24 protein-coding genes and 1 other RNA gene are annotated in these 22930 nt (G+C 44.9%); 21 read left to right on the top strand and 4 right to left on the bottom strand.

What is annotated here, in order from left to right; translation table 11 throughout:
• Positions 1-5: 5 nt before the first annotated feature.
• Positions 6-734 (top strand): RNA methyltransferase, encoded by a 729-nt coding sequence (locus LAQ65_RS05975; protein ID WP_224116032.1) that lies wholly within the window; start codon positions 6-8, stop codon positions 732-734.
• A gap of 6 nt (positions 735-740) precedes the next feature.
• Here the strand turns inward: LAQ65_RS05975 and LAQ65_RS05970 are convergent, their stop codons facing one another.
• Entirely contained in the window at positions 741-1973 is a 1233-nt protein-coding gene (locus LAQ65_RS05970; protein ID WP_224116031.1) for an ABC transporter permease, read from the bottom strand.
• Between the two features lie 107 nt (positions 1974-2080).
• Between LAQ65_RS05970 and LAQ65_RS05965 the strand changes: the two genes are divergently transcribed.
• From LAQ65_RS05965 to fsa, 3 genes are all read left to right on the top strand, one after another.
• Entirely contained in the window at positions 2081-3385 is a 1305-nt protein-coding gene (locus LAQ65_RS05965) for a type IX secretion system plug protein (RefSeq protein ID WP_224116030.1), read from the top strand.
• A gap of 92 nt (positions 3386-3477) precedes the next feature.
• An RNA gene (ffs, locus tag LAQ65_RS05960) (signal recognition particle sRNA small type) lies at positions 3478-3577 on the top strand.
• Between the two features lie 83 nt (positions 3578-3660).
• A complete protein-coding gene (gene fsa / locus LAQ65_RS05955; RefSeq protein ID WP_224116029.1) occupies positions 3661-4311 on the top strand; it encodes a fructose-6-phosphate aldolase in 651 nt (216 codons plus the stop codon).
• 5 nt (positions 4312-4316) lie between these two features.
• Here the strand turns inward: fsa and LAQ65_RS05950 are convergent, their stop codons facing one another.
• Together LAQ65_RS05950 and LAQ65_RS05945 are read right to left on the bottom strand one after the other, a co-directional pair.
• On the bottom strand, positions 4317-4787 hold the full coding sequence (locus LAQ65_RS05950) for a hypothetical protein (protein WP_224116028.1): 471 nt from the start codon (positions 4785-4787) through the stop codon (positions 4317-4319).
• A gap of 20 nt (positions 4788-4807) precedes the next feature.
• Complete coding sequence (locus LAQ65_RS05945) at positions 4808-5815, bottom strand: L-threonylcarbamoyladenylate synthase (RefSeq protein ID WP_224116027.1); 1008 nt, start codon at positions 5813-5815, stop codon at positions 4808-4810.
• Positions 5816-6052: 237 nt separating this feature from the next.
• Here LAQ65_RS05945 and hisG point away from each other — a divergent pair, with 237 nt between their 5' ends.
• Genes hisG through hisB form a run of 6 tightly spaced genes read left to right on the top strand, consistent with a single transcriptional unit; the run spans position 6053 to position 12183 of the window.
• Positions 6053-6913: an ATP phosphoribosyltransferase gene (hisG, locus tag LAQ65_RS05940; protein WP_224116026.1), complete on the top strand. Its 861-nt coding sequence runs from the start codon at positions 6053-6055 to the stop codon at positions 6911-6913.
• Between the two features lie 15 nt (positions 6914-6928).
• Positions 6929-8248 (top strand): histidinol dehydrogenase, encoded by a 1320-nt coding sequence (gene hisD, locus LAQ65_RS05935; protein ID WP_224116025.1) that lies wholly within the window; start codon positions 6929-6931, stop codon positions 8246-8248.
• Positions 8249-8259: 11 nt separating this feature from the next.
• Positions 8260-9318 (top strand): histidinol-phosphate transaminase, encoded by a 1059-nt coding sequence (gene hisC / locus LAQ65_RS05930; RefSeq protein ID WP_224116024.1) that lies wholly within the window; start codon positions 8260-8262, stop codon positions 9316-9318.
• A gap of 4 nt (positions 9319-9322) precedes the next feature.
• On the top strand, positions 9323-10570 hold the full coding sequence (locus LAQ65_RS05925; RefSeq protein WP_224116023.1) for a PQQ-dependent sugar dehydrogenase: 1248 nt from the start codon (positions 9323-9325) through the stop codon (positions 10568-10570).
• A 3-nt stretch (positions 10571-10573) separates the two neighbouring features.
• Complete coding sequence (locus LAQ65_RS05920; protein ID WP_224116022.1) at positions 10574-11032, top strand: c-type cytochrome; 459 nt, start codon at positions 10574-10576, stop codon at positions 11030-11032.
• Positions 11033-11037: 5 nt separating this feature from the next.
• Positions 11038-12183 (top strand): bifunctional histidinol-phosphatase/imidazoleglycerol-phosphate dehydratase HisB, encoded by a 1146-nt coding sequence (gene hisB, locus LAQ65_RS05915; protein WP_224116021.1) that lies wholly within the window; start codon positions 11038-11040, stop codon positions 12181-12183.
• 6 nt (positions 12184-12189) lie between these two features.
• Here hisB and LAQ65_RS05910 read toward each other — a convergent pair whose 3' ends face one another.
• Positions 12190-12819 carry an NAD(P)-dependent oxidoreductase gene (locus tag LAQ65_RS05910; RefSeq protein WP_224116020.1) on the bottom strand — a complete coding sequence of 210 codons (630 nt, stop codon included), beginning with the start codon at positions 12817-12819 and terminating at the stop codon, positions 12190-12192.
• Positions 12820-13079: 260 nt separating this feature from the next.
• On the opposite strand from LAQ65_RS05910, the gene LAQ65_RS05905 reads away from it, so the two are divergent.
• The 11 genes from LAQ65_RS05905 (at position 13080) to hisA (ending at position 22906) form a co-directional block, all read left to right on the top strand.
• Positions 13080-14531 carry an anthranilate synthase component I family protein gene (locus LAQ65_RS05905; protein WP_224116019.1) on the top strand — a complete coding sequence of 484 codons (1452 nt, stop codon included), beginning with the start codon at positions 13080-13082 and terminating at the stop codon, positions 14529-14531.
• A gap of 18 nt (positions 14532-14549) precedes the next feature.
• Positions 14550-15131, top strand: a complete 582-nt coding sequence (locus LAQ65_RS05900; protein ID WP_224116018.1) for an anthranilate synthase component II — start codon at positions 14550-14552, stop codon at positions 15129-15131.
• Between the two features lie 62 nt (positions 15132-15193).
• The gene (gene trpD, locus LAQ65_RS05895; protein WP_224116017.1) at positions 15194-16186 is read left to right on the top strand and encodes an anthranilate phosphoribosyltransferase; all 993 of its coding nucleotides are present in this window, start codon (positions 15194-15196) and stop codon (positions 16184-16186) included.
• An 11-nt stretch (positions 16187-16197) separates the two neighbouring features.
• Positions 16198-16989 (top strand): indole-3-glycerol phosphate synthase TrpC, encoded by a 792-nt coding sequence (trpC, locus tag LAQ65_RS05890; protein ID WP_224116016.1) that lies wholly within the window; start codon positions 16198-16200, stop codon positions 16987-16989.
• Between the two features lie 61 nt (positions 16990-17050).
• Entirely contained in the window at positions 17051-17686 is a 636-nt protein-coding gene (locus LAQ65_RS05885) for a phosphoribosylanthranilate isomerase (protein ID WP_224116015.1), read from the top strand.
• 4 nt (positions 17687-17690) lie between these two features.
• Entirely contained in the window at positions 17691-18896 is a 1206-nt protein-coding gene (gene trpB / locus LAQ65_RS05880; RefSeq protein ID WP_224116014.1) for a tryptophan synthase subunit beta, read from the top strand.
• A 1-nt stretch (position 18897) separates the two neighbouring features.
• Positions 18898-19368 carry a GNAT family N-acetyltransferase gene (locus LAQ65_RS05875; RefSeq protein ID WP_224116013.1) on the top strand — a complete coding sequence of 157 codons (471 nt, stop codon included), beginning with the start codon at positions 18898-18900 and terminating at the stop codon, positions 19366-19368.
• On the top strand, positions 19365-20141 hold the full coding sequence (gene trpA, locus LAQ65_RS05870) for a tryptophan synthase subunit alpha (RefSeq protein WP_224116012.1): 777 nt from the start codon (positions 19365-19367) through the stop codon (positions 20139-20141). Before LAQ65_RS05875 ends, trpA begins: the two co-directional genes overlap by 4 nt.
• A 32-nt stretch (positions 20142-20173) precedes the next feature.
• The gene (gene hisH / locus LAQ65_RS05865) at positions 20174-20764 is read left to right on the top strand and encodes an imidazole glycerol phosphate synthase subunit HisH (RefSeq protein ID WP_224116011.1); all 591 of its coding nucleotides are present in this window, start codon (positions 20174-20176) and stop codon (positions 20762-20764) included.
• Between the two features lie 3 nt (positions 20765-20767).
• The gene (locus LAQ65_RS05860; protein WP_224116010.1) at positions 20768-22180 is read left to right on the top strand and encodes a pyridoxal phosphate-dependent decarboxylase family protein; all 1413 of its coding nucleotides are present in this window, start codon (positions 20768-20770) and stop codon (positions 22178-22180) included.
• 9 nt (positions 22181-22189) lie between these two features.
• Positions 22190-22906: a 1-(5-phosphoribosyl)-5-[(5-phosphoribosylamino)methylideneamino]imidazole-4-carboxamide isomerase gene (gene hisA / locus LAQ65_RS05855; protein ID WP_224116009.1), complete on the top strand. Its 717-nt coding sequence runs from the start codon at positions 22190-22192 to the stop codon at positions 22904-22906.
• The last annotated feature ends 24 nt before the right edge of the window (positions 22907-22930 follow it).

The raw sequence follows: 22930 nt of genomic DNA, 5'->3' as shown, positions 1-22930 counted from the left end.
AGGTGATGATTACAAAAAACCAGGTCAAATATATCCAAAGTTTGAGCCACAAAAAATTCAGGGACGAGGAATCTTTATTTGTAGCTGAAGGCCCAAAAATTATTGCTGAATTTTTGGCAATGCCGCATATGCAGGCGGTTGAAATTTATGGAACACCAGAATGGTGGGCCAACGAACCTGCTGGTCGTACCGCAGAATGGGCAAAAGAGATCAGTGAAAGCGAACTTGAAAGAATTTCATTTCTCAAATCACCCAACCAGGTATTGGGTATATTCAGGAAACCAGATCTTTCTGTAGTACCCGGAGGTTGGCAACTTATATTGGATGGTATTAGCGATCCCGGTAACCTGGGCACATTAATTAGGATTGCCGACTGGTTTGGCGTACAGCAGGTGATTTGCAGTGCAGACTGCGCCGATGCATTTAATCCTAAAGTAGTACAAAGTACCATGGCCAGCATTGGCAGGGTGGAAATAGTGTATACCAACCTGGTGGATTATGTTCGAGCACATGCACACCGGAATTTTTATGCTGCGGTCCTTGATGGCATACCATTAAAGGACGTAAGGCAGCATGGACCCTCGGCATTAGTAATCGGAAACGAGTCGCATGGTATAAGACCGGAATTAATGAAGGAACTGAATCACCCTGTAACAATACCCCGCCATGGATCTGCAGAATCACTGAATGCTGCTGTAGCTGCAGGTATAATCCTTTCACACCTGGTTGAATAAGTAGTTTTATTTGAATTGAATAGCCCTTACCGGCTGGATCTTGCGTATGATTACTGTGGGTATCAGCAAGACCAGCATGCAAATTAGAAATGTGCCCGCATTTACAGCAAAAACCTGCCAGGGGATGACCTGTACTTCTGCTTTATCTATATAGTACATTTCTTCAGGTAGCTTAATAAAACTGTATTTTTTTTGCAGTAAAATAAGCAGGAATGCAACGGCATTGCCCAGTATAATGCCAACCCCTGTTATATAAGCCCCATGGTAAAGGAATATTTTCTGGATTGTTCCATTATAAGCGCCCAGGGCCTTAAGTACACCCACCATGCGCGTCCTTTCCAATACCAGGATAATTAAGCAGGTGATCAGGTTCAGCACTGCAACAATGATCATAATAGTTATTACAATGGCGATAGTTTTATCCTGTAACCCAAGCCAGTCGAAAATGTTTGGGTAAATATCCCGGATTGTGCGGCTATTCCACAAAATTGGCAGCTGGTTATAAATACTTTCATTAATCGTATCCATCTTCCTGTAGTCTTTAAGAAAAATCTCATATCCCCCAATCTGGCTGGATGGCCAGTTATTTAGGCGTTGTACCAGCCTGATATCGCCAATGGCAATAAGTTTGTCGTATTCTTCTATGCCGGTTTTATAAATGCCGGCAATTTTCAGTTTCCTTGCCCTGGGCGGACTTCCATCATTCTGGATGAAATAAATAAGTACAGGATCATTCACTTTCAAATTCAGCTGGTTAGCAGTATAAGCACTCAAAATGATGTCATTGCTATACCCACTGTCGGAAAAATTCATCCATCGGCCCTGTTTAAGGAAGGAAGCCAGCCTTTCCGTATCATAAGTCGCTTCAACGCCTTTGAAGAGTATACCTTCAATGCTTTCTGTAGTTTTCAGGATGGCATTTCGGGTGGCGAAAGCCTGGACAGAAGCAATGCCCGGCACAGTTTTAGCCAGTTTCTGAACAGTATCATTTTTTTCGATGGGAAATTCTTCCGCGATCATTACCTTGCTCGGCTCATAATGCTGAACCCGGATATGTCCCCAGAAATTAAATATCTTCTGGCTGATGGTATGCTGGAAGCCATTGGTGAAGGCCAGGGCAACAATCATGGCGGTTACGCTGATCATTGTAGCTGCAACAGCCAGCCGGATAATGAACCGCGAAAAAGATTTCTGGGCATTAAAAGCAACTCTCCTGGCTATGAATCCGGCTATATTCAATCGGCTTTGTTTTAGTCGCCAAATATAATGGAGAAAAGCATCTATATACCGTCTGCAATTTGTACACTTGTGAAGGAATTGGATAAAGACACATTAAAACATGTTTAATGGTGAAGAAATTTTATGGAATATTACCAATTTTACTCACCCTGCTTTTTGAAGTTGTTGCTACCGGGGGCAACGCACAGGAACCAGACCAGGTTTATTACAGTAATATCCAATCGGTTAAACTGAATATACTTGGAAACCAGCTGGGGTACCCGGTTATAAGGCTTAATAGTAGCGACCAGCTGGAGTTGCATTTTGATGACAGGGAAGGGGGAACCAAAGCATATTCTTATGCCTGGCAGTTGTGTAACGCCGACTGGTCGCCCGCAAACCTAAGCCCTATGGATTATGTACGCGGCTTTACACAGCAAAGGATTATCACTTATCGAAATTCGTCTGTTGCCTTAACCCACTATACCCATTATATGCAGGTTTTGCCAGACCGCAGCAGTGCGCCTTCAAGATCCGGTAATTACCTGTTAAAAGTTTTCCTGAACGGCGATCCAAACCAATTGGCCTTTACCCGTCGTGTGCTGGTTGTGGAAGAAAAAGCAGCAATTGCCGTGCAGGTTCAGCAACCTTTTAATAACCAATTTTTCAATACCCACCAAAAGATCGCATTTACGGTTAACACCAAGAACCTGAACCTGGCGAACCCGATGCAGCAGGTTACAATCTGTATTTTACAGAATAACCGGTGGGACAACCGGAGGGTGTTACAACGACCTACTTTTATAAGGCAAAACACATTGGAGTACAATACCGAAGATGAATCTGTTTTTCCAGGGGGAAGAGAATATCGCTGGCTCGACCTGCGCAGCTTCAGGTTGCAAAGTGATCGCGTAGACAGTGCCCAGTATGGTAACACGTATACCAACATTTTTGTAAAGCCCGATCTGGACCGGAACGGACTCCGTTTCGTATTTTACCGTGATGCCAATGGGATGTACTATTTTGAAACTCTTGATGGTATGAACCCCTACTGGCAGGGCGATTATGCAACCGTGAATTTCAGATTCAAACCTCCGGGAGGCATCCCTTTCACTAAGGACCTTTACCTGTTTGGGGAGCTAACCAATTACGGAAAAGATGCAGCGTCAAAAATGGTTTTCAATAAGGAAACAAAACTTTATGAAACAAATATCTGGCTGAAGCAGGGCTTTTACGATTACGGTTATGCGATTAAGCAGGGTGAGGGAGATGCTGCTTATTATTCACTGGAGAAAACTGAGGGGAATAATTGGGAAACAGAAAATAGTTATACTGTCCTCGTTTATTACCGTTCATTGGGTGGCCGATCCGATGAACTGGTTGCCCTTTCCAAAGTAAATTCACTTACAGGCAGGCCCCAGGGTCCGTATTAACTCCGCAGTTGGAAATTTACCAGTTTAAAGTTTATAATCTTTTTAAATTGATTTTGATTTGTTCTTTAACTCACCTGCCCTTATCTTTGCGGCGGCAGGTCTTACACGGCCAGCTCCTGCTGAACTCCCCCAGGGTTGGAAGACAGCAAGGGTAAGCGGTTGTAGCGGCGCGATGTAATCAGCCTGCCATTTTTTTCTCTTCTTTTGAGGTATTGCGCCTGTTTCATTTTCCTTGTTCTTTCCTATCTTCGTTCCCGTTCAACAAAAACGCATACATGAAATTTTTTATTGATACAGCTAATCTGGCCCAGATCCAGGAAGCTAATGAGTTGGGTATTTTGGATGGTGTAACTACTAACCCTTCATTGATGGCCAAAGAAGGCATAAAGGGTGAAGAAAATATCAACAACCATTATAAAGCAATTTGCGAAATGGTTGATGGTGATATCAGTGCTGAAGTCTTGTCTACCGATTTCAAAACCATGATTGAAGAGGGGCAGAAACTAGCTGCGATCCATCCGAATATTATTGTGAAAGTACCTATGATCAAAGACGGGGTAAAAGCCATCAAATGGTTTACTGATAACGGTATTAAAACCAATTGCACGCTGGTGTTTTCAGCAGGTCAGGCAATTTTAGCGGCAAAAGCTGGTGCCGCATACGTTTCACCCTTTATTGGCCGTATCGATGATAGTGGCTGGGATGGTACTGAATTGATTGGACAGATTTCTAATATTTACAGCATCCAGGGTTTCAAAACAGAAATTCTGGCGGCTTCTATCCGTAATCCCAACCATATTATTAAGTGTGCGGAACTGGGTGCCGATGTGTGTACCTGTCCTCTTGATTCCATTCTTGGTTTGCTAAAGCATCCGCTTACCGATATCGGGCTGGCAAAGTTCCTGGAAGACGCAAAAAAAATGTAACCATATCAAAAGGCGGCCTTTGGGTTGCCTTTTTTCTTTCCATTACCTAGCGCTTCTTCTTTGGTTTTAAGTTTTTCCTCCTCATTCGCAGTTTTCAGGTATATGGTAGTTGTACAGCGGAGGTTTTTGTTTCGGATATAGGTTGCCGTTATTGTAATTTTTTGTTTGTCGGAGTTCTTGTCAATTACAAGGTTATTGCCGTAGAACCTGCCGCCATCCGTTGCAAAACTGATCTCTTTAGTGGTAAGGGGCAGCCACCCGCCACCCGCAAGGTGTCCATCAACATTTATATAATTTTGCACTTCTTTTTTAAGGCTGTCGGTATACAGGTGAAAGGCAATGCTGTCGACTGTTTGATCGTTTTTTGGTAGCGTTTCCCCGGTTTTTTTTTGCGCGAACAGGCAATTCCGGCCGGCACCTGAAAGCAAGAGCAGGATTAGGATAATTTTTGTTCCCGGGTAGCAAATATTTTTCATAGCCAACCGTAAGGTATTTCTCAGGAATTTAAGGTGGTGTTAAATAATATGTCATGGGCGCTGGATGCCCTGCGCAGACGGTCATTGATGGCCCTTCCCAGGCCTTTTTCCGGAAAACGTTCTACTACTATCAGGTCTATATCCATCTCATCGGCCATACGCATGGCACTAAAGAGTTTGCGGGCAGCTTCATTCAGGTCGCCGGATGGCGACAATTGGAACTGGTAAGCATCGGGCAGTGCAGTAAAATGCTGGTACAGGGAAATACTTGCAATTCGCGGGATAGGATTACTGGCATGCGCCTGCTTAATTATTGCATTTGCATCACCTAGCAGGAGCGGATGGATTGTGGCATAGTGGCGCGCAAGCATTCCTGGTGCAACCGGATTATCCACAAATCCTTCTGCCGGCAAGGCCACCGGCCCTATAACAGCTTCAATGGCTTCAAGTGATATGCCACCATAGCGAAGCAACTGAGGCGTTTTTCCCAGGAAGGAGATGATGGTGGATTCAAGGCCCACCTTGCAGGCTCCGCCATCCAGGATGTAACTGACCTGGTTGCCTAATTGCTGTGCTACATGTAAGGCAGTAGTTGGGCTGACCATCCCCGATGGGTTGGCGCTGGGGGCGGCCAAAGGGAAATCGAGCTGGTTCAGCAGTTCCAATGTCATTGGATGGGCGGGAATCCTGATAGCTACTGCCGGGGTTCCGGCAGTTACAATACCCGGGATTTTAACAGAACTCGGGACTACATAAGTAAGCGGACCCGGACTGAATTTGGCGGCAAGTTCCAGTGCTTTCGGTGGTAATTCCAGGTCCAGCGGCTTCAACTGGTCGAGCCCTGCCACATGTAAAATTAGGGGATTGAACTGCGGCCGGTTTTTTACCGCATAAATCTTGACCACTGCAGCCTCATTCAGCGCATTTGCCGCCAGGCCATATACAGTTTCAGTGGGTATTGCTACTAATTCGCCTGCACGCAGGTAATCAGCCGCCAGCAATATGTCGGTTCCCAAATTCTCCTTCATCCTGCAAAGATAGGATATCCTTTACCCGCCGGGTAGTTCCCGCCGGGAACTACCCGGCGGTAAAGAAAAAATTTGGTGGTTTGATGCCATTCGCTATATTTTTGCAACCATTATGAAACAAATCGCGCAAAATCATTACCATCATTTCTTGCCATCCAGGTAGGCGATGATGTTTTGCGTATAACATAAAACATTTGAAGGCTTACCACTGGTAAGCTTTTTTTTTTAATAACTTTTATGCAACAAAAACTCAGGATCGCTATTCAGAAAAGCGGTCGATTGTACGAAGATTCTGTTAAGCTGCTGAAAGACTGCGGCATTGATGTAAAAAATGGCATCAATAAACTGAAAACTGAAGCTGAAAATTTCCCCCTTGAAATCTACTTTTTGCGCGATGATGATATCCCGCAATATGTGGAAGATGCTGTGGCTGATATTGGGATTGTAGGGGAAAACGTAGTTTACGAAAAAAGTAAGAAAGTCCAGATTGTTGAGGAACTTGGATTTGGTAAATGCCGGTTAAGTATTGCCGTTGCAAGAAAAGATGAATATACCGGTGTAGAGTACCTGCAGGGTAAACGGATCGCTACCACCTATCCTGTTTTAGTGCAGAAATTTCTTGACCAGAAAGGCATCCTGGCGGAGATTCATGAAATCAGCGGTTCAGTGGAAATAGCCCCCGGAATTGGCCTTGCTGATGCTATTGTTGACCTGGTGAGCAGTGGGTCCACCCTTTTTATGAATGGACTGAAAGAGGTTGAACCAGTGTTGAAAAGCCAGGCTGTATTGATCCGCAATGAACAATTGGGTGAAGAAAAATTAATCATACTGGAGCGATTGTTATTTCGAATTCGAGCGGTTAAAAAGGCAAAAAATAACAAATATGTTTTGCTGAATGCGCCTAATGACAAGTTAAAAGAGATCATCAGTTTGCTGCCAGGTATGAAAAGCCCTACTGTTCTACCTCTCGCTGAAGCAGGCTGGAGCAGCGTCCATAGCGTATTGAGTGAAAACCAGTTCTGGGATATTATCGAACAACTGAAGGCAGCTGGAGCGCAGGGCATTTTGGTTATCCCTATTGAAAAAATGATCATATAGCATAATTGATTAATCATGCAAGTATTCAGATATCCAAATCCGGAGGATTGGGCTGGTATCACTAAAAGGCCTGCATTGGACAGTGAGCAATTAACCGCTACTGTAAAAGATGTTTTGCATCGCGTAAAACAGGAAGGTGATTCCGCACTATTTGGGTACACCCGACAGTTTGATGGTGTTCATTTATCTGCCCTGACAGTTACCAGGGAAGAAATTGAAGCTGCTGTGGAAATGGTTCCCCAAAACCTGAAATCAGCTATCCTGCAGGCTGCATCCAATATCTGGAAATTCCATGAAGCGCAAAAGCAGCAACCTGAGGTTGTTGAAACCATGCCAGGTATACGGTGTTGGCGGCAATCTACCGGCATTGAAAAAGTTGGGCTCTATATACCTGGTGGTTCGGCGCCATTATTCTCGACTTTGTTAATGCTTGGCATACCGGCTTCGATTGCGGGTTGCCGGGAAATAGTGCTTTGCTCGCCACCCAACAAATCCGGAAAGCTCGATCCCGCAATTTTATTTGCAGCATCAGTTGTCGGCATCAACAGGATTTTCAAATTAGGCGGGGTACAGGCTATTGCAGCGATGGCCTTTGGTACCGCAACTGTTCCCAAAGTGTACAAAATATTTGGTCCGGGTAACCAATATGTAACTGCTGCCAAACTACTAGTGCAGCAGCATGGATTGGCTATTGATATGCCTGCCGGCCCAAGTGAAGTGGCTGTGTTTGCAGATGGCAGTGCTAATGCTGGCTTTATCGCGGCAGACCTGCTTAGCCAGGCCGAGCATGGTCCGGATAGCCAGGTTTTGCTGGTTACTACTGAAGAAAACATGGTTGAAAAAGTGCTGAATGCTATCCAGCAGCAATTAAGCAGCTTGCCCCGGAAAGAAATTGCACTTAAAGCCCTTGAGAACAGTAAATTGATTTTGCTTCATGATACAACCGCAGCAATGGCTTTGCTGAATGACTATGCCGCTGAGCACTTGATCCTTTGCACCAATGATGCTTTGGCCCTGTCGGAAAAGGTTGTTAATGCAGGATCTGTTTTTATCGGGCATTTTTCACCGGAAAGTGTTGGGGATTATGCAAGTGGTACTAACCACACATTACCTACTAACGGTTATGCAACAGCGTATAGTGGGGTTAGTCTCGACAGCTTTGTGAAAAAAATCACGTTCCAGCAGCTCAGTGCGACCGGACTTCAAAATATCGCCGGCACTATTACCGCCATGGCCGAGGCTGAAGGATTGTCAGCACATGCACGCGCAGTAACCATAAGAACTTCATCCGAAGAGTTTGCAATCCAATTGAAAGACCTCTCCAGAAAGTTGTAAAAACCAACTATATGTTTAATCTTGATAACCTCATTCGTCCCAATATCAAAGCCCTGGTACCCTATTCCTCGGCCCGCGATGAATTCAAGGGCGAAGCAAGTATCTTTCTCGACGCTAATGAAAACTCATTAGGATCGCCACTAACTAAGTGGTATAATCGCTATCCAGATCCCATGCAATGGGCCATCAAGGAAAAGTTATCTGTTGTAAAAGGAGTTCCTCCCCAGCATATCTTTCTGGGAAATGGCAGCGATGAATGTATTGATATTCTCATCAGGGCTTTTTGTGAGCCCGCATTGGATAATATTATTATTGTGCCGCCAACTTATGGAATGTATGAAGTGAGCGCCAACATCAACAATGTGGATATTAAAAAAGTGCCACTTACGCCCGATTTCCAGCTAGACCTTCAGGCGCTGGAAGAAGCTGTTGACGACCATACCAAGATGATCTTTTTATGTTCACCGAATAATCCCACCGGCAATTCACTGAACCGTGAAGAAGTAGAGATTTTATTGAACAATTATTTCGGGATTGTTGTAATGGACGAAGCATATGTAAATTTTTCTCGGCAGAAATCCTATTTGCTGGAAATGGAAGATTACCCTAACCTGGTGGTTTTACAAACATTATCCAAGGCATGGGGTTTGGCGGCTTTGCGGGTTGGAATGGCTTTTGCTTCAAAACCTATTATTGATATCATGAATAAAATTAAACCACCCTATAATATCAACCAGGCTTCGCAGGATCTTGTGCTGAAAGCGCTGGACGAAGTAGAGCAGGTGAATGAAATGATCAGGGTACTGGTACAGGAAAGAACGAAGCTGGAAGATACTTTGCCTAAACTCGACTGTGTTTTGGCGGTTTACCCTTCAGATGCAAATTTTTTATTGGTTAAGGTCACTGAAGCAAAAAAGATTTACCAATACCTGCTGGACCAGGGCATTGTGGTGCGTGACCGAAGTAATGTAATACTCTGTGAAGGATGCCTCAGGATTACTGTTGGTACTGAAAATGAGAATGTCGCTTTATTGAATGCATTAAAATTTTACATTCACAATTCAAATTAATAAAATGCTAGTCAGGTTTTTATTGGCCAGTTCGCTATGGTTTGGTATCGTTTATACCACCCGCGCTTCTGATACCACAAAAATACAAACACCGGCAGGGTTTTCAACCAGCATCATTGCCGATGATTTGGGAAATGCCAGGCATATTGCAGCAGCCCCCAATGGGGTACTGTTTATAAAGCTCGAAAGATTAAAAAACGGGAAAGGCATTTTGCGTCTTGAAGACAATAATAAGGATGGCATTTATGAAACGATTACCGGTTTTGGAAATTTTGGCGGAACAGGTATTGCGGTTAAAAACGGATACCTGTATGCATCATCCAATAGCGAGGTTTACCGGTACCGCCTAAACGATAAATTCGAGGTGCTGGACGCCGATAAGCCCGAGTTGATTGTGACGGGATTGGTGAACAAGAACCAGCATGAATCAAAAAGTATAACACTGGATAATGCCGGGAATCTTTATATAAATGTTGGGGCCCCCTCAAATGCCTGTCAGGTGGCGGACCGCACGAAAGGGTCACCCGGGCAGGATCCCTGCCCCATTTTGGAAACTGCCGGTGGAATCTGGCGTTTTAGGGCCAATAAACTGAACCAGTCTTATAGCGAAGGAACTCACTATGCAACCGGATTGCGCAATGTGGTTGGACTTGACTGGAACAGTGCAATAAATGAATTATTTGTGATGCAGCATGGCCGTGATCAGTTGGCACAACTTTATCCAGATTTATATAATGATAAGCAAAGTGCTGAACTGCCTGCAGAAGAGATGTTTATGATTAAGGAAGGTTCCAATTGCGGATGGCCTTATTGTTATTATGACGGACAGCAGAAAAAGAAAGTATTGGCACCTGAATATGGTGGCGACGGGAAAAAGGAAGACCGCTGTGCCAATATGCAGAAACCTGTTGTTGCCTTCCCTGCACATATGGCGCCAAATGCCTTGTTGTTTTATACAGGCGATAAGTTTCCTGCCAGGTATAAAAATGGAGCGTTCATCGCATTTCACGGCTCCTGGAACCGTGCCCCGTTAAAACAGGAAGGCTACCTGGTGGCTTTTGTTCCATTTTCAAACGGACAGCCCAGTGGGGAATGGGAAATTTTCGCTAATGGTTTTGCTGGAGTAGCCGAAGTGAAATCACCCCGCGATGCAAAACACCGGCCATGTGGATTGACACAGGGTGCTGATGGGGCCATTTATGTGGCCGACGATGTTAAAGGAACCATTTACAGGATAACTTACAATAATTAAGAAATGTTGCGATTATTTACAGCCAGAATAATCTGGCCGTTACTTTTAATTCTTGTTGTATTGCTGCCAATGGGAATAAATGCAGTTGCCGGTAAGAAGGTTTCGGTTAATGGACAACCACTTCCTAAAGGTTCTATGGAAAGGGGTAAAAAAGTTTTTGAGGCTACTTGCTTAACCTGCCACCAGGCAGATGGTAGTGGGGTGCCCAGATTAAATCCGCCTTTAATTAAAAGCGATTATGTAACTGGCGATCCGGTTTACCTTATTAATATTCTGCTTAAGGGGCTTAATGATGAAATTGAAGTCAATGGAGAGTATTATGGTAATCCAATGCCGGCCCAGGTGCAACTTTCTGACCAGGAAATTGCCGATGTATTGACATATGTTCGCAATAATTTTGAAAACAAAGCAAAGGCAATTACCCCTGCACAGGTAACTGCAGAAAGAAAAAAATTGAAATAACAGCAATGGCAAAACGAGTTTTATTTATTGACCGTGATGGAACGTTGATTTACGAAGCACCACCGACTTATCAGCTTGATTCATTTGATAAGCTTACTTTTTACCCGAAAATGTTTGAATACATGGGCCGCATTGCCCGGGAGTTGGATTATGAACTGGTGATGGTTACGAACCAGGATGGTTTGGGAACAGTTTCTTTTCCGGAAGACACTTTCTGGCCCCTGCAAAACCTGGTGATGAAGAGCCTGGAAGGAGAGGGGATTTTTTTTAATGCAGTTCATATTGATAAGAGTTACCCGCATGAACAATTGCCTACCCGTAAACCCGGCACTGGCATGCTCACACAATACCTTGATAACCCCGATTATGATGTCGCTAATTCATTTGTGATTGGCGATAGAATAACTGATGTTCAACTGGCCAAGAACATGGGTTGTAAAGCGATCTGGCTTAACCTTGATCCAGGCCTGGGTGGCGCGGAAATTAAAGATCAGGCCGAGGCGCTGCGACAGGATACAGTTGCATTAGAAAGCACAGACTGGGCTGAGATATATTCATTTTTAAAGCTTGGGCTGAGGCAGGTGGTGCATGAACGCAATACAAATGAAACTAAAATTAAGGTTGCAGTGAATATGGATGGCAGTGGCAAGTCTTCCATATCCACCGGCTTGGGTTTCTTCGACCATATGCTGGACCAGATTGCCCGGCATGGGAAAATTGATCTTTCCATTGAAACCCATGGCGATCTTCATATCGACGAACACCATACTATAGAAGACACTGCACTTGCGTTGGGCGAAGCTTTTGCTAAAGCCCTTGCGGATAAACGTGGCATGGAAAGATATGGTTTTGCCCTGCCGATGGATGAAGCCGATGCTAAAGTGCTGATCGATTTTGGTGGAAGGAACTGGCTGGTTTGGAATACTTCATTCAAGCGCGAAAAAATAGGGGAGATGCCTACTGAAATGTTTTTCCATTTTTTCAAATCTTTCAGTGATGCCGCACGTTGTAACCTGAATATTGAATGTAAGGGTGAAAACGAGCACCACAAGATTGAAGCTATTTTCAAGGCATTCGCCAAGGCAATCAGGATGGCAGTTAAAAGGGATCCTATCAGCAATTATTTACCTTCAACCAAAGGTGTATTGTGATATAGTTTATACTTCGCTTATACCTACACGTTGCTTGCTGTATTCGTGCCTGTCGAGTTCATTCAGCATAAACAAAGCCAGGTCCCCGGCATTAATCTGCCCGGTATCTGGTGTAGGAGGCATATTGGCCTCGGTGATAAATTTTCCGGAAGGGCCTGCGTTAATAATATCAGGCGAACAGACAAAAGTCCAGTCCAGATTGGAGTCCCGTAAAAATTCCCAGGCTTTCTGGTGTTCGCGTCCTACCGGGATATATTCAGCGGGATAATCTTCCTGGTCAATTAGTAGTCCGCCTTCAGGAGCATCCAGGATACCTTTTCCGCCTAGAGCTATGATCCGGTTAACCCCTGCCTTTTTCATTTGGGCAGTAATGGTTTTTATGCCAAGGCTCCTGGTCTTATCAGTGCCGTCGAAAGCCCCGCCTAATACACTGAAAACGGCATCGCAGCCTTTGATCGCTTTAAGCACATCCAGGTCGTCAAATACACCGGCTTTCACCAGCTTCAGGTCTTTATTGGTATCAGAAAGTTCATGAACATTGCGGCCATAAGCCCTTACTTTGAACTTTTTCAGCAACGCCTGGCTCACCAGGTGCCTGCCCACTTGTCCGGTCGCGCCAAAAATAACGATTTCCATAACCTTGGTTTTATTCACCCGCCGGGTATTACCCGGCGGGTGAAGTCTGTAATTTAAAAAAAATTTTGTTCATTCCAATTTGGGGCTGCATCTTTGTGCCCTCATGAACAAAAACAATCAAAATATGCAGTGGTGGTGGCATACAAACTCTTCCGGGGTGCTGTAATGCTATTACTGTGTTTATTTACACATAATTCAGGGCCCCGATTGACAATCGGGGCTTTTTTATTGTTGAATGCGAAAGGACAATGGAACAAAAAATGAAAAAGATCAGGATTGAAACTGAAGTAAAACAAATGTTGGCGGATGTGCATACACCTGTGGGTATTTACCTGCGCCTGCGCGACCGATTCCGCGATACAATACTACTCGAAAGTACCGATCATCATGCTGCAGATAACAGTTATTCTTTTATCGGCATTAATGCAATTGCCGGTATGGAGATTAGCACAACCAACAGTATCGAGTATAAATTTCCAGCCCAGGCCCCGGAAAAGGCCGCCATAAATGACCTCGCTGAAGTTCCGGCGCAGTTATGGGGATTTATGCAGCGCTTCGAGCTTATTCCCCCTGCCCATAAAGCCGCCCGGTTTGCACAGGGATTGTATGGCTACACAACATATGATGCCGTTCAGTTTTTCGACAGCATTAAATTCGCTCCGGAGAAATCATTGGTAATACCACTCAGCCCTAGTGCGAGAACTGGAAATGACAGTGCAATTCCCCTGATGCGATATCGCTTATACCAATATGTGATTGCAATCAATCATTTTAAAGACGAACTCTATCTTTGCGAAAACAAAATTTCGGGTGTTGAATCGGAACTTCCCGTGGTAGAATCACTGATTCGAAACAGGGATGTACCTGTTTTCCCTTTCCGGCTGGTTGGGGAAGAAGAGACTAATATGCCCGATGAAACCTATATGGACATGGTGCGCAAAGGTATCGCCAGCTGCCTGCGGGGTGATGTTTTCCAGATCGTACTCAGCCGTCGGTTCCGTCAGGGTTTTCATGGTGATGAATTTAATGTGTACCGGGCTTTGCGTACTATCAATCCTTCACCTTACCTGTTCTTTTTCGACTATGGCGATTATAAACTGATGGGGTCATCACCGGAGGCGCAACTTATAATAAACAATGGTAAGGCCGTTGTGCATCCTATAGCAGGCACTTATAAACGGAGCGGAGATGAAACGATTGACCAGCAGGAAACACAAAGGTTGCTCCTGGATGCTAAGGAAAATGCTGAGCATGTGATGCTGGTTGACCTTGCCAGGAACGACCTAAGCCGTTTGTGCAATGAAGTGGAAGTGACCCATTACCGCCAGGTACAATATTTTTCGCATGTGATTCACTTGGTTAGTGAGGTTACCGGAAAAGTAACACCTGGCACCAACCCGTTTTTATTGATGGCTAAAACATTTCCTGCCGGAACTCTTAGCGGTGCACCAAAAATTCGGGCTATGCAATTGATCGACAAGTTTGAACCAACGGCACGTAGCTATTATGGCGGGGCTATCGGGTTCATCGGATTTGACGGAACCTGCAACCATGCCATCATGATAAGGACATTCCTGAGCAGGCAGAATACACTAACCTACCAGGCAGGTGCCGGTGTGGTAGCTGCAAGTAATCCGGCAAGTGAACTGGCCGAAGTAAATAATAAACTGAGGGCCCTTAAAAAAGCGCTGGAACTGGCCAAAGTAATCTGAACCAATTATTAAACAATCATGAAGATCCTTGTTTTCGATAATTACGACTCATTTACATATAATCTCGTACACCTAGTAAAAAAAATCATTGGCGAGCAGGTTGAAGTTTTTCGCAATGACCAGTTACCCCTTGAAGAAGTTGCAAGGTTTGATAAAATCATTTTATCACCTGGACCGGGTATACCCGAAGAAGCTGGTTTGTTGTTGCCCCTTATCAAAGCTTATGCACCCGGCAAATCTATACTGGGTGTGTGTCTGGGCCACCAGGCTATCGGACAGGCTTTTGGCGGCACGCTGATTAACCTGGCAGAAGTATATCACGGTGTGGCTACACCGATAATGGTGGAACAGGATCGCACAATAAGGGATAACGATATATTTAAAGGACTGCCTGCCACCATTGAAGTTGGCCGGTATCATTCCTGGGTAATAAGTGAAGAAAATTTTCCTGAAGAACTGGAGATTACTGCAAGGGATGCAGGTGGTCAAATTATGGCCCTCAGGCATATCCGTTATGATGTGCAGGGTGTCCAGTTTCACCCGGAAAGCGTGCTCACCCCTGATGGCGAGAAGATGATGCGGAATTGGCTGGGGGCTTAAGTAGCGAAAGGTAAACGGTAAGCGGTGAGAACAACATCTAATGATGAAACAGAGTTAATAAGATGAAAAAAATTTTGCAGTTTTTATTTGAGCACAAGACATTGTCAAGGGCTATGGCCAGGGAGGCTTTGACAAATATCGGAAAGGCCATGTACAATGAACATGAGATTACAGCTTTTATGACGGTGTACCTCATGCGTAGTGTAACGATTGAAGAATTGCACGGCTTTCGTGATGCTTTGCTCGAATTATGCGTGCCGGTAAACCTGGATGGGGATAAAGTACTGGACATAGTTGGAACCGGGGGCGACGGCAAGAATACCTTTAATATTTCTACGCTGGCCTGTTTTATCGTTGCCGGTGCGGGGCAAAAAGTCGCCAAACATGGCAACTACGGTGCTTCCTCTATCAGTGGCGCATCCAACGTCATGGAGCAACTGGGTTATAAATTCAAGAATAATAATGATGCCCTGAGGAAAGAAATCGATAAGGCCGGTATTTGCTTTTTACATGCACCTTTATTTCATCCTGCACTAAAAGTTGTTGGTCCTATCCGTAAGAACCTGGGCATGCGGACTTTTTTTAATATGCTTGGTCCCATGGTGAATCCAGTAGACCCGGCCTACCAGCTGGTTGGCGTATACAACCTTGAGATGGCGCGCATTTACAATTACCTTCTGCAAGAAACCGGCCGGCAGTTTACCATCATCCATAGCCTTGATGGGTATGATGAAATTTCCCTGACCAGTGATACAAAAGTGATCACCAATTTCGGTGAACAATTGTTCACTCCCGAGCAACTTGGTAAAAGGATGGTGAACCCGTCAGACATTTATGGCGGTAATACCGTGGAGGAATCTGCAAAACTGTTCCGGAAGATCCTGGACGGGAACGGAAGCTGGGCCCAGAATGCTGTGGTAATTGCCAATGCAGCCATGGCCCTGCAAAGTACAGGCAGGTACACAAGCTATGAAAGCGCTTATTCTGCAGCGGTAGAAAGTCTTGAGAGCGGCAAAGCCAAGGCCAGTTTAGATATTTTAATCCAATTACAATAGTAGCAGTTGATATGAATATTTTAGACACTATTATAGCCCAAAAAAGAATCGAAGTAGCGGAAAGGAAAGCGAACCGGCCCATCACAGTTCTCGAGAAAACATCCGGCTGCAAGCGCGAAACTATTTCTTTTGAAAAATTCCTGCTGGATGTTTCCCGCACAGGCATCATTGCCGAGTTCAAGAGACGCTCCCCTTCGAAAGGGATCATCAATGCCACCGCTGATGTGGTAGCCGTTACAACAGCCTATGCAGCTAACGGGGCATCGGCAATTTCGGTGTTGACTGATGAACTGTTTTTCGGTGGAAGTACTGCTGACCTCGAAGCTGCACGGGTAAATCAGATCCCTATTCTAAGGAAGGATTTTATTATTGATGAATACCAGTTGGTTGAATCAAGATCCATGGGCGCAGATGTGATCCTGCTCATTGCTTCGTGCTTATCTCCGTTGGAAGTGGAGCGGCTTGCAAAAACAGCCAGGGCGCTGGGATTGGGCGTTTTGCTGGAATTGCATGGCGAAGAGGAATTGGGTCATGTGAATGCTTTTACGCCGGTAGTTGGTATCAATAACCGGAATTTAAAGACTTTTACAGTCGATATAAACAGGAGCCTGGCCATGGCTGCACAATTACCGCCACAAACCATTAAAGTCGCTGAAAGTGGTATCGATAAAGTTGAAAATGTCCGGATTTTTAAAGACCATGGGTTCAGGGGATTTTTGATTGGTGAGTTGTTTATGAAAGCGCCTGATCCCGGACTGGCTTTTCAGCAATTTGTCAACGAATTAAATAAAGTTTCTGTATGAATAACATAGTCACTGACACTGACTGTTTTTGAACATTTAACACTTAAAATCCGATCACTGTATGAGAGTAAAAGTTTGCGGTATGACCCAATTAGAACAGGTTGACCGGTTGGAAAAACTAGGTGCCACATTTGCAGGATTCATTTTTTATCCGCGAAGTCCACGATACGTTTTGCGGTATATGACCACGACTCAATTAAAAAAGGAGAACAATATCAACAAGGTTGGTGTTTTTGTTAATGCCGGAGCCGACGAAGTGATACAGATGGTGGATGAGTGCAGGCTCCACATGGTGCAACTACATGGTGATGAAACACCGAAGTATTGTGAAAAAATCGCCGACTATGTTTCAGTGGTGAAGGCTTTCAGGCTGAGTGACAACGATAATATTGAATGGATGATAAAGCCTTACCTGGATGTTTGCGACATGTTCCTGTTCGATACAATGGGCGTAGGATATGGCGGGACAGGCAAGAAGTTTGACTGGAATATTTTGAAGAATACCAATATCGGCAAACCTTATTTTCTAAGTGGCGGCATTGAACCTGCAGATGAAAAAGCCCTGAAAGAATTCGCTTCCAGTGAAGCCGGCAAGGGTTTGTTTGCTATTGATATTAACAGCCAGTTTGAGTCGAGTCCTGGTGTAAAAGACCTCGGCAAAGTGGGTAAATTTATCTCATCATTAAGTGGAAATTAATAATATGGAACCAATAACCAGTTACCAGCGACCCAATGAACGGGGTTATTATGGCAAATTCGGAGGTGCGTATATCCCCGAAATGCTGCATCCTAACGTAGAGGAGTTGCAAACCCGCTACCTCAGTATTATGCAGGAGCCGGCCTTCCAGCTTGAATTCCGCGACCTGTTGCGTGATTATGTCGGACGTCCGACCCCGCTATATTATGCCAAACGGCTTAGCCAGCAATTGCATTCTAATATATACCTGAAGCGCGAAGACCTCTGCCATACCGGCGCCCACAAGATCAATAATACTATTGGCCAGATACTACTGGCATTGCGGCTCGGGAAAAAGCGGATCATTGCGGAAACCGGCGCAGGGCAGCATGGTGTGGCTACTGCAACAGTTTGTGCATTGAAAGGAATTGAGTGCATCGTTTACATGGGGGAAAAAGATATTGAGCGTCAGGCACCTAACGTGGCAAGGATGCGTATGCTTGGCGCGACAGTAGTCCCTGCCTTGAGTGGTAGCAAAACCTTGAAAGATGCTACCAATGAAGCTATCCGAGACTGGATCAATAATGCGACAGATACACATTATATCATTGGCAGTGTTGTAGGTCCACACCCTTACCCCGATATGGTTGCACGATTCCAAAGCGTGATCAGTGAAGAAACCCGCTGGCAGCTGAAAGAGAAAACCGGCAGCGAATTGCCAACCCATGTTGTCGCCTGCGTAGGCGGGGGTAGTAATGCAGCCGGGGCTTTCTACCATTTCCTGGATGAGCTTTCAGTGCAATTGGTGGCTGTTGAAGCAGCCGGGCATGGAGTGAACAGTGGGCTCAGTGCTGCTACTACCGCACTGGGTAAAGCCGGCATCTTACACGGCAGCAAGAGCCTGGTGATGCAAACCGAAGACGGGCAGGTTGTAGAACCGCACAGCATTTCAGCGGGACTCGATTATCCCGGCATCGGACCCCTGCATGCTCATCTATACGAGACTGGCCGTGGCCATTTCCTGAATGTCACCGATGAGGAAGCACTTCGTTCCGCTTTTGAGATTGCACGACTGGAAGGTATTATCCCGGCATTGGAAACCGCTCACGCCTTTGCCGCACTGAAACAATTAAAACTTAATGAAACTGACCAGGTAGTACTTTGCCTCAGCGGCCGTGGTGATAAAGACCTGGCTACTTATATGAAACAAATGGAAATGATGAATGCCTGATATGCCTGAATTACCCGACATAAATATCATCGCCTTCAGACCGTCTCTGGCCCCCGATTTTGCTCGCCTCAATAAATCATGGCTACAGAAATATTTTGAAGTTGAGCCGATAGATGCTGAAATGCTGTCTAAACCGCAGCAATATTACCTTGAAGATGGCGGTGCAATCTTTTTTGCCAGGATAGGTACGGATATAGCAGGTACTTATGCGCTCATCAGAAAATCTGACTGCCAATATGAATTGTCCAAGATGGCCGTGGATGAAAAGTTCCAGGGACGACAGGTAGGTCATCGTTTATTGGAGCATGCCATTGCTTTTGCAAAAAGCATTGGCGCAGAAAAAATCATACTGTTTTCACATACCAGACTACAATCCGCAATTCACCTTTATAGAAAATATGGATTTGTAGAAATACCAATTGGGGATTCCGCGTATAAACGCAGTGATATAAAAATGGAAAAAATATTATGAGCCGGATCAAAAAATTATTTGTAGCAAAACCTTCCCGTGTGCTGAATGTTTATTGCACGGCAGGTTACCCGAAATTAAACAGTACCCTTGAAGTGATGGAAGCCTTACAGGAAAACGGGGCAGATCTTATTGAACTGGGAATGCCTTACAGCGATCCACTGGCTGATGGCCCGGTAATCCAGGCCAGCAGCAGTGTTGCACTGGACAACGGCATGACCATCACTGTTTTGTTTGAACAATTGAAAGATTTCAGGAAGAGGATACATGTTCCCGTTATATTGATGGGCTACATGAACCCGGTACTGCAGTATGGATTTGAAAGGTTTTGTAAAGATGCGGCTGCAGTCGGGGTAGATGGCCTGATCCTTCCCGACCTGCCGGAATATGAATTTGAAACGGAATATGGTGCTGTCATCAGGCAATCTGGACTGGATTTTATCTTCCTGGTAACACCGGAAACTACAGAAGAAAGGGTTCGGAAACTCGACCAGTTGAGCGGCGGGTTTTTGTATGCTGTTTCATCTTCCTCCACAACAGGAAGTAATAAGAATATGACAGATGTAAATGCTTACCTGAAAAAGCTGAAGGGTTTTCATTTACAGAACCCTGTGCTGGTTGGTTTTGGCATTAAAGATAAAACTGGTTTTGATGCCGCCTGTGAACATGCACAAGGCGCAATCATAGGATCGGCTTTTATTAAAGCATTGGAAGGAAGCAAAAACCTTCAGGTTGCCACGAAATCTTTTTTACAAAGCGTTGTAGGAAATTCCTGATGTCGGTTCGCCGGCCATAAATAATGATCAACATGGAACTTGCTATTGTTAAATATAATGCCGGAAATATCCAAAGTGTATTGTATGCACTGGAAAGGATTGGCACAACCGCCACTGTAACGGATGATCATGCTGTTTTGCAGCGGGCAGATAAAGTGATCTTTCCGGGTGTGGGCGAAGCCAGCAGTGCCATGCGCTACTTGCGTGAAAAGGGATTGGATGCATTGCTCATTAACCTGGAGCAACCGGTACTGGGAATTTGCCTGGGAATGCAGTTAATGTGTGCATGGTCTGAAGAAAATGATACGCGCTGCCTGGGAATATTCAATGAACCGGTGAAATTGTTCCGCCCGGCAGACCGTACCATTAAAGTGCCCCAGATTGGCTGGAACACTATCAGTTCATTGCGGTCACCGTTATTCGCAAATGTTCCGGAAAACAGTTATTGTTATTTCGTACACAGTTATTATGCCGCTATGGGTGAACAAACAATTGGCATCACAGATTATGTGCAACCCTATAGTTCTGCCCTGCAAACAAAAAATTTTTATGGGGTGCAGTTCCACCCTGAAAAATCTGCAAAAGTAGGGGAACAGATTCTTAAAAATTTTATAGCGCTGTAAAAGATGAAAGAACTCATCCGCCAGGATATTGACCGGTTACCTGAAATATTGCAGGAAGCTATGCAACTGAGCTTACGCTATTTGCAGCATCTTGATGCAGGGCCTACCGCTGTAATACAACCGCAAATTGACTGGCCTGCTTTGCCCTGGGAAGGTCTTGGGGCAAAGGGAACTCAGCATCTGTTTGAACAGGTTTTCCTCCCCAATATAGTCGCATCATCCGGCCCTAAGTACTGGGGCTTCGTTACTGGTGGAACCACACCTGCTTCAATAGCAGGGGATTGGTTAACCACTGTATTTGACCAGAATACCCAAAGTACAACGGGTGTCGGGGATTGTTCAGCATTGCTTGAATTGCAGGTGGTAAACCTGCTTTTGGATCTTTTTTCCCTTCCCGATCACTATATGGGGGCATTCGTTACCGGGGCCACTATGGCTAATTTTACCGGGTTGGCTGTTGCAAGGCAATGGTACGGGCAACAAAATAAAACTGATATCGCCCGCGATGGCTTACGGACAGATATACCGGTTTACGCTGGTACTCCCCATTCCAGTTCCATCAAGGCTATGGCCATGCTGGGAATGGGCAGTAAACAAATTATCCAGGTACCGCTTATGCATGGCCGGGAAGCTATGGAAATAGAGGCTCTGAAAACGCTATTGCCCGCAGACCCGTCACAACCTTTTATCCTGCTTGCCAGTGCTGGAACAGTTAATACGGTTGATTTTGATAATTTTGAAGAAATAGCAAAATTACGCCAGGACTATAATTTCTGGTTACATATTGATGCTGCTTTTGGGGCATTTGCCGCTTGTTCGCCGGCACATGCTCATTTGCTTAATGGCTGGGGGCAGGCCGATAGTATAACCATTGATTTTCACAAATGGCTAAATGTTCCATATGACAGCGCAATGATTTTTACCCGCAGGAAGCATGCAACCTTACAGATGCAATGTTTCCAGAATTCGGCGGCTCCCTACCTTGGTAACCCGGCGGAACAGTTCAGCTACCTCAATTTTGTGCCTGAAAATTCGCGTCGTTTCAGGGCATTACCCGTATGGTTCACACTTATGGCCTACGGCCAATTGGGATACCGCCGGATAGTAGAGCAATCTATCAACCTGGCCAACCAACTTGCAGATTCACTCCTGGGGACCGGATATTTCCACCTCGCAGCACCTGTTCGTTTAAATACCGTTTGCTTTACCGTAAATCCTGATTTTGCTGATAGGATTAATCGTGATGACTTACTGCACTGTTTAAACGAAACCGGGAAAGTATTTATGACACCTACCAGCTATTGCGGGAAATCCTGTATCAGGGCGGCCCTGGTGAATTACCGGACTAATCCGGAAGACATTGGTATTGCTGTGGAAGAAATAAAATCAGCAGTCCAAAAATTATTGTACCCCTAATAATTGAACATGGAAATTATTCCCGCTATTGATATTATTGATGGAAAATGTGTTCGGCTCACGCAGGGTGATTATGCACAGAAAACAGTGTACAATGAACATCCGCTTGAAGTGGCCAAAGCATTTGAAGGAGCCGGATTAAAAAGGTTGCACCTGGTAGACCTGGATGGTGCAAAATCAGGTGCAGTAAAAAACTGGAAAGTACTTGAAACAATTGCCGGTAAAACCAGCCTGGTGATCGATTTCGGCGGAGGGATAAAACAGGAAAAAGATGTAAATATCGTATTTGAGTCTGGTGCCAGCCTGGCAACAATCGGCAGCCTTGCAGTGAAGGCGGAAGATTTGTTTGTACAATGGCTAGCGCAGTATGGTGCGCACCGTTTTTTGTTGGGAGCCGATGTGAAGAATGAAAAAATTGCCGTAGCAGGATGGCTTGAAACAACCGATATCTGGATTTATGATTTCCTGCGTAAATATATTGGCTATGGAATACAACAGGTTTTCTGCACAGATGTAAGTAAAGATGGAAAACTGGAAGGTCCGTCCCTTACAATGTATAAGAATATCCTCGCTGAATTTCCGGAACTGCAGTTTATTGCTTCAGGTGGCGTGAGTAGTTTGGATGATCTTGTGCAACTGGCTGAAATTGGCTGCAGTGGCGCAATTGTAGGAAAAGCTATTTATGAAAACAGGATCAGTTTGGCTGACCTGCAACAATTCAGGTAAAACCACTTACCTGTTCAGAATGTA

The organism is Flavihumibacter profundi, from assembly GCF_020076305.1.
Taxonomy (GTDB): domain Bacteria; phylum Bacteroidota; class Bacteroidia; order Chitinophagales; family Chitinophagaceae; genus Flavihumibacter; species Flavihumibacter profundi.
Note: the sequence above shows the minus strand (reverse complement) of the source record. Positions and strands in the feature narration are given on the sequence as shown.

Bases quoted from the DNA above. Each gene is read 5' to 3' on its own strand.
- trpA (WP_224116012.1), top strand. From the start codon at position 19,365: ATGAGCCGGATCAAAAAATTATTTGTAGCAAAACCTTCCCGTGTGCTG.
- hisG (WP_224116026.1), top strand. From the start codon at position 6,053: ATGCAACAAAAACTCAGGATCGCTATTCAGAAAAGCGGTCGATTGTAC.
- LAQ65_RS05925 (WP_224116023.1), top strand. From the start codon at position 9,323: ATGCTAGTCAGGTTTTTATTGGCCAGTTCGCTATGGTTTGGTATCGTT.
- LAQ65_RS05885 (WP_224116015.1), top strand. From the start codon at position 17,051: ATGAGAGTAAAAGTTTGCGGTATGACCCAATTAGAACAGGTTGACCGG.
- LAQ65_RS05945 (WP_224116027.1), bottom strand. From the start codon at position 5,815: ATGAAGGAGAATTTGGGAACCGACATATTGCTGGCGGCTGATTACCTG.
- hisD (WP_224116025.1), top strand. From the start codon at position 6,929: ATGCAAGTATTCAGATATCCAAATCCGGAGGATTGGGCTGGTATCACT.
- LAQ65_RS05965 (WP_224116030.1), top strand. From the start codon at position 2,081: ATGGTGAAGAAATTTTATGGAATATTACCAATTTTACTCACCCTGCTT.
- hisC (WP_224116024.1), top strand. From the start codon at position 8,260: ATGTTTAATCTTGATAACCTCATTCGTCCCAATATCAAAGCCCTGGTA.
- trpD (WP_224116017.1), top strand. From the start codon at position 15,194: ATGAAAAAAATTTTGCAGTTTTTATTTGAGCACAAGACATTGTCAAGG.
- trpC (WP_224116016.1), top strand. From the start codon at position 16,198: ATGAATATTTTAGACACTATTATAGCCCAAAAAAGAATCGAAGTAGCG.
- LAQ65_RS05875 (WP_224116013.1), top strand. From the start codon at position 18,898: ATGCCTGAATTACCCGACATAAATATCATCGCCTTCAGACCGTCTCTG.
- LAQ65_RS05950 (WP_224116028.1), bottom strand. From the start codon at position 4,787: ATGAAAAATATTTGCTACCCGGGAACAAAAATTATCCTAATCCTGCTC.
- fsa (WP_224116029.1), top strand. From the start codon at position 3,661: ATGAAATTTTTTATTGATACAGCTAATCTGGCCCAGATCCAGGAAGCT.
- LAQ65_RS05920 (WP_224116022.1), top strand. From the start codon at position 10,574: ATGTTGCGATTATTTACAGCCAGAATAATCTGGCCGTTACTTTTAATT.
- LAQ65_RS05905 (WP_224116019.1), top strand. From the start codon at position 13,080: ATGAAAAAGATCAGGATTGAAACTGAAGTAAAACAAATGTTGGCGGAT.
- LAQ65_RS05975 (WP_224116032.1), top strand. From the start codon at position 6: ATGATTACAAAAAACCAGGTCAAATATATCCAAAGTTTGAGCCACAAA.
- hisA (WP_224116009.1), top strand. From the start codon at position 22,190: ATGGAAATTATTCCCGCTATTGATATTATTGATGGAAAATGTGTTCGG.
- LAQ65_RS05910 (WP_224116020.1), bottom strand. From the start codon at position 12,819: ATGGAAATCGTTATTTTTGGCGCGACCGGACAAGTGGGCAGGCACCTG.
- hisH (WP_224116011.1), top strand. From the start codon at position 20,174: ATGGAACTTGCTATTGTTAAATATAATGCCGGAAATATCCAAAGTGTA.
- LAQ65_RS05900 (WP_224116018.1), top strand. From the start codon at position 14,550: ATGAAGATCCTTGTTTTCGATAATTACGACTCATTTACATATAATCTC.
- hisB (WP_224116021.1), top strand. From the start codon at position 11,038: ATGGCAAAACGAGTTTTATTTATTGACCGTGATGGAACGTTGATTTAC.
- trpB (WP_224116014.1), top strand. From the start codon at position 17,691: ATGGAACCAATAACCAGTTACCAGCGACCCAATGAACGGGGTTATTAT.
- LAQ65_RS05860 (WP_224116010.1), top strand. From the start codon at position 20,768: ATGAAAGAACTCATCCGCCAGGATATTGACCGGTTACCTGAAATATTG.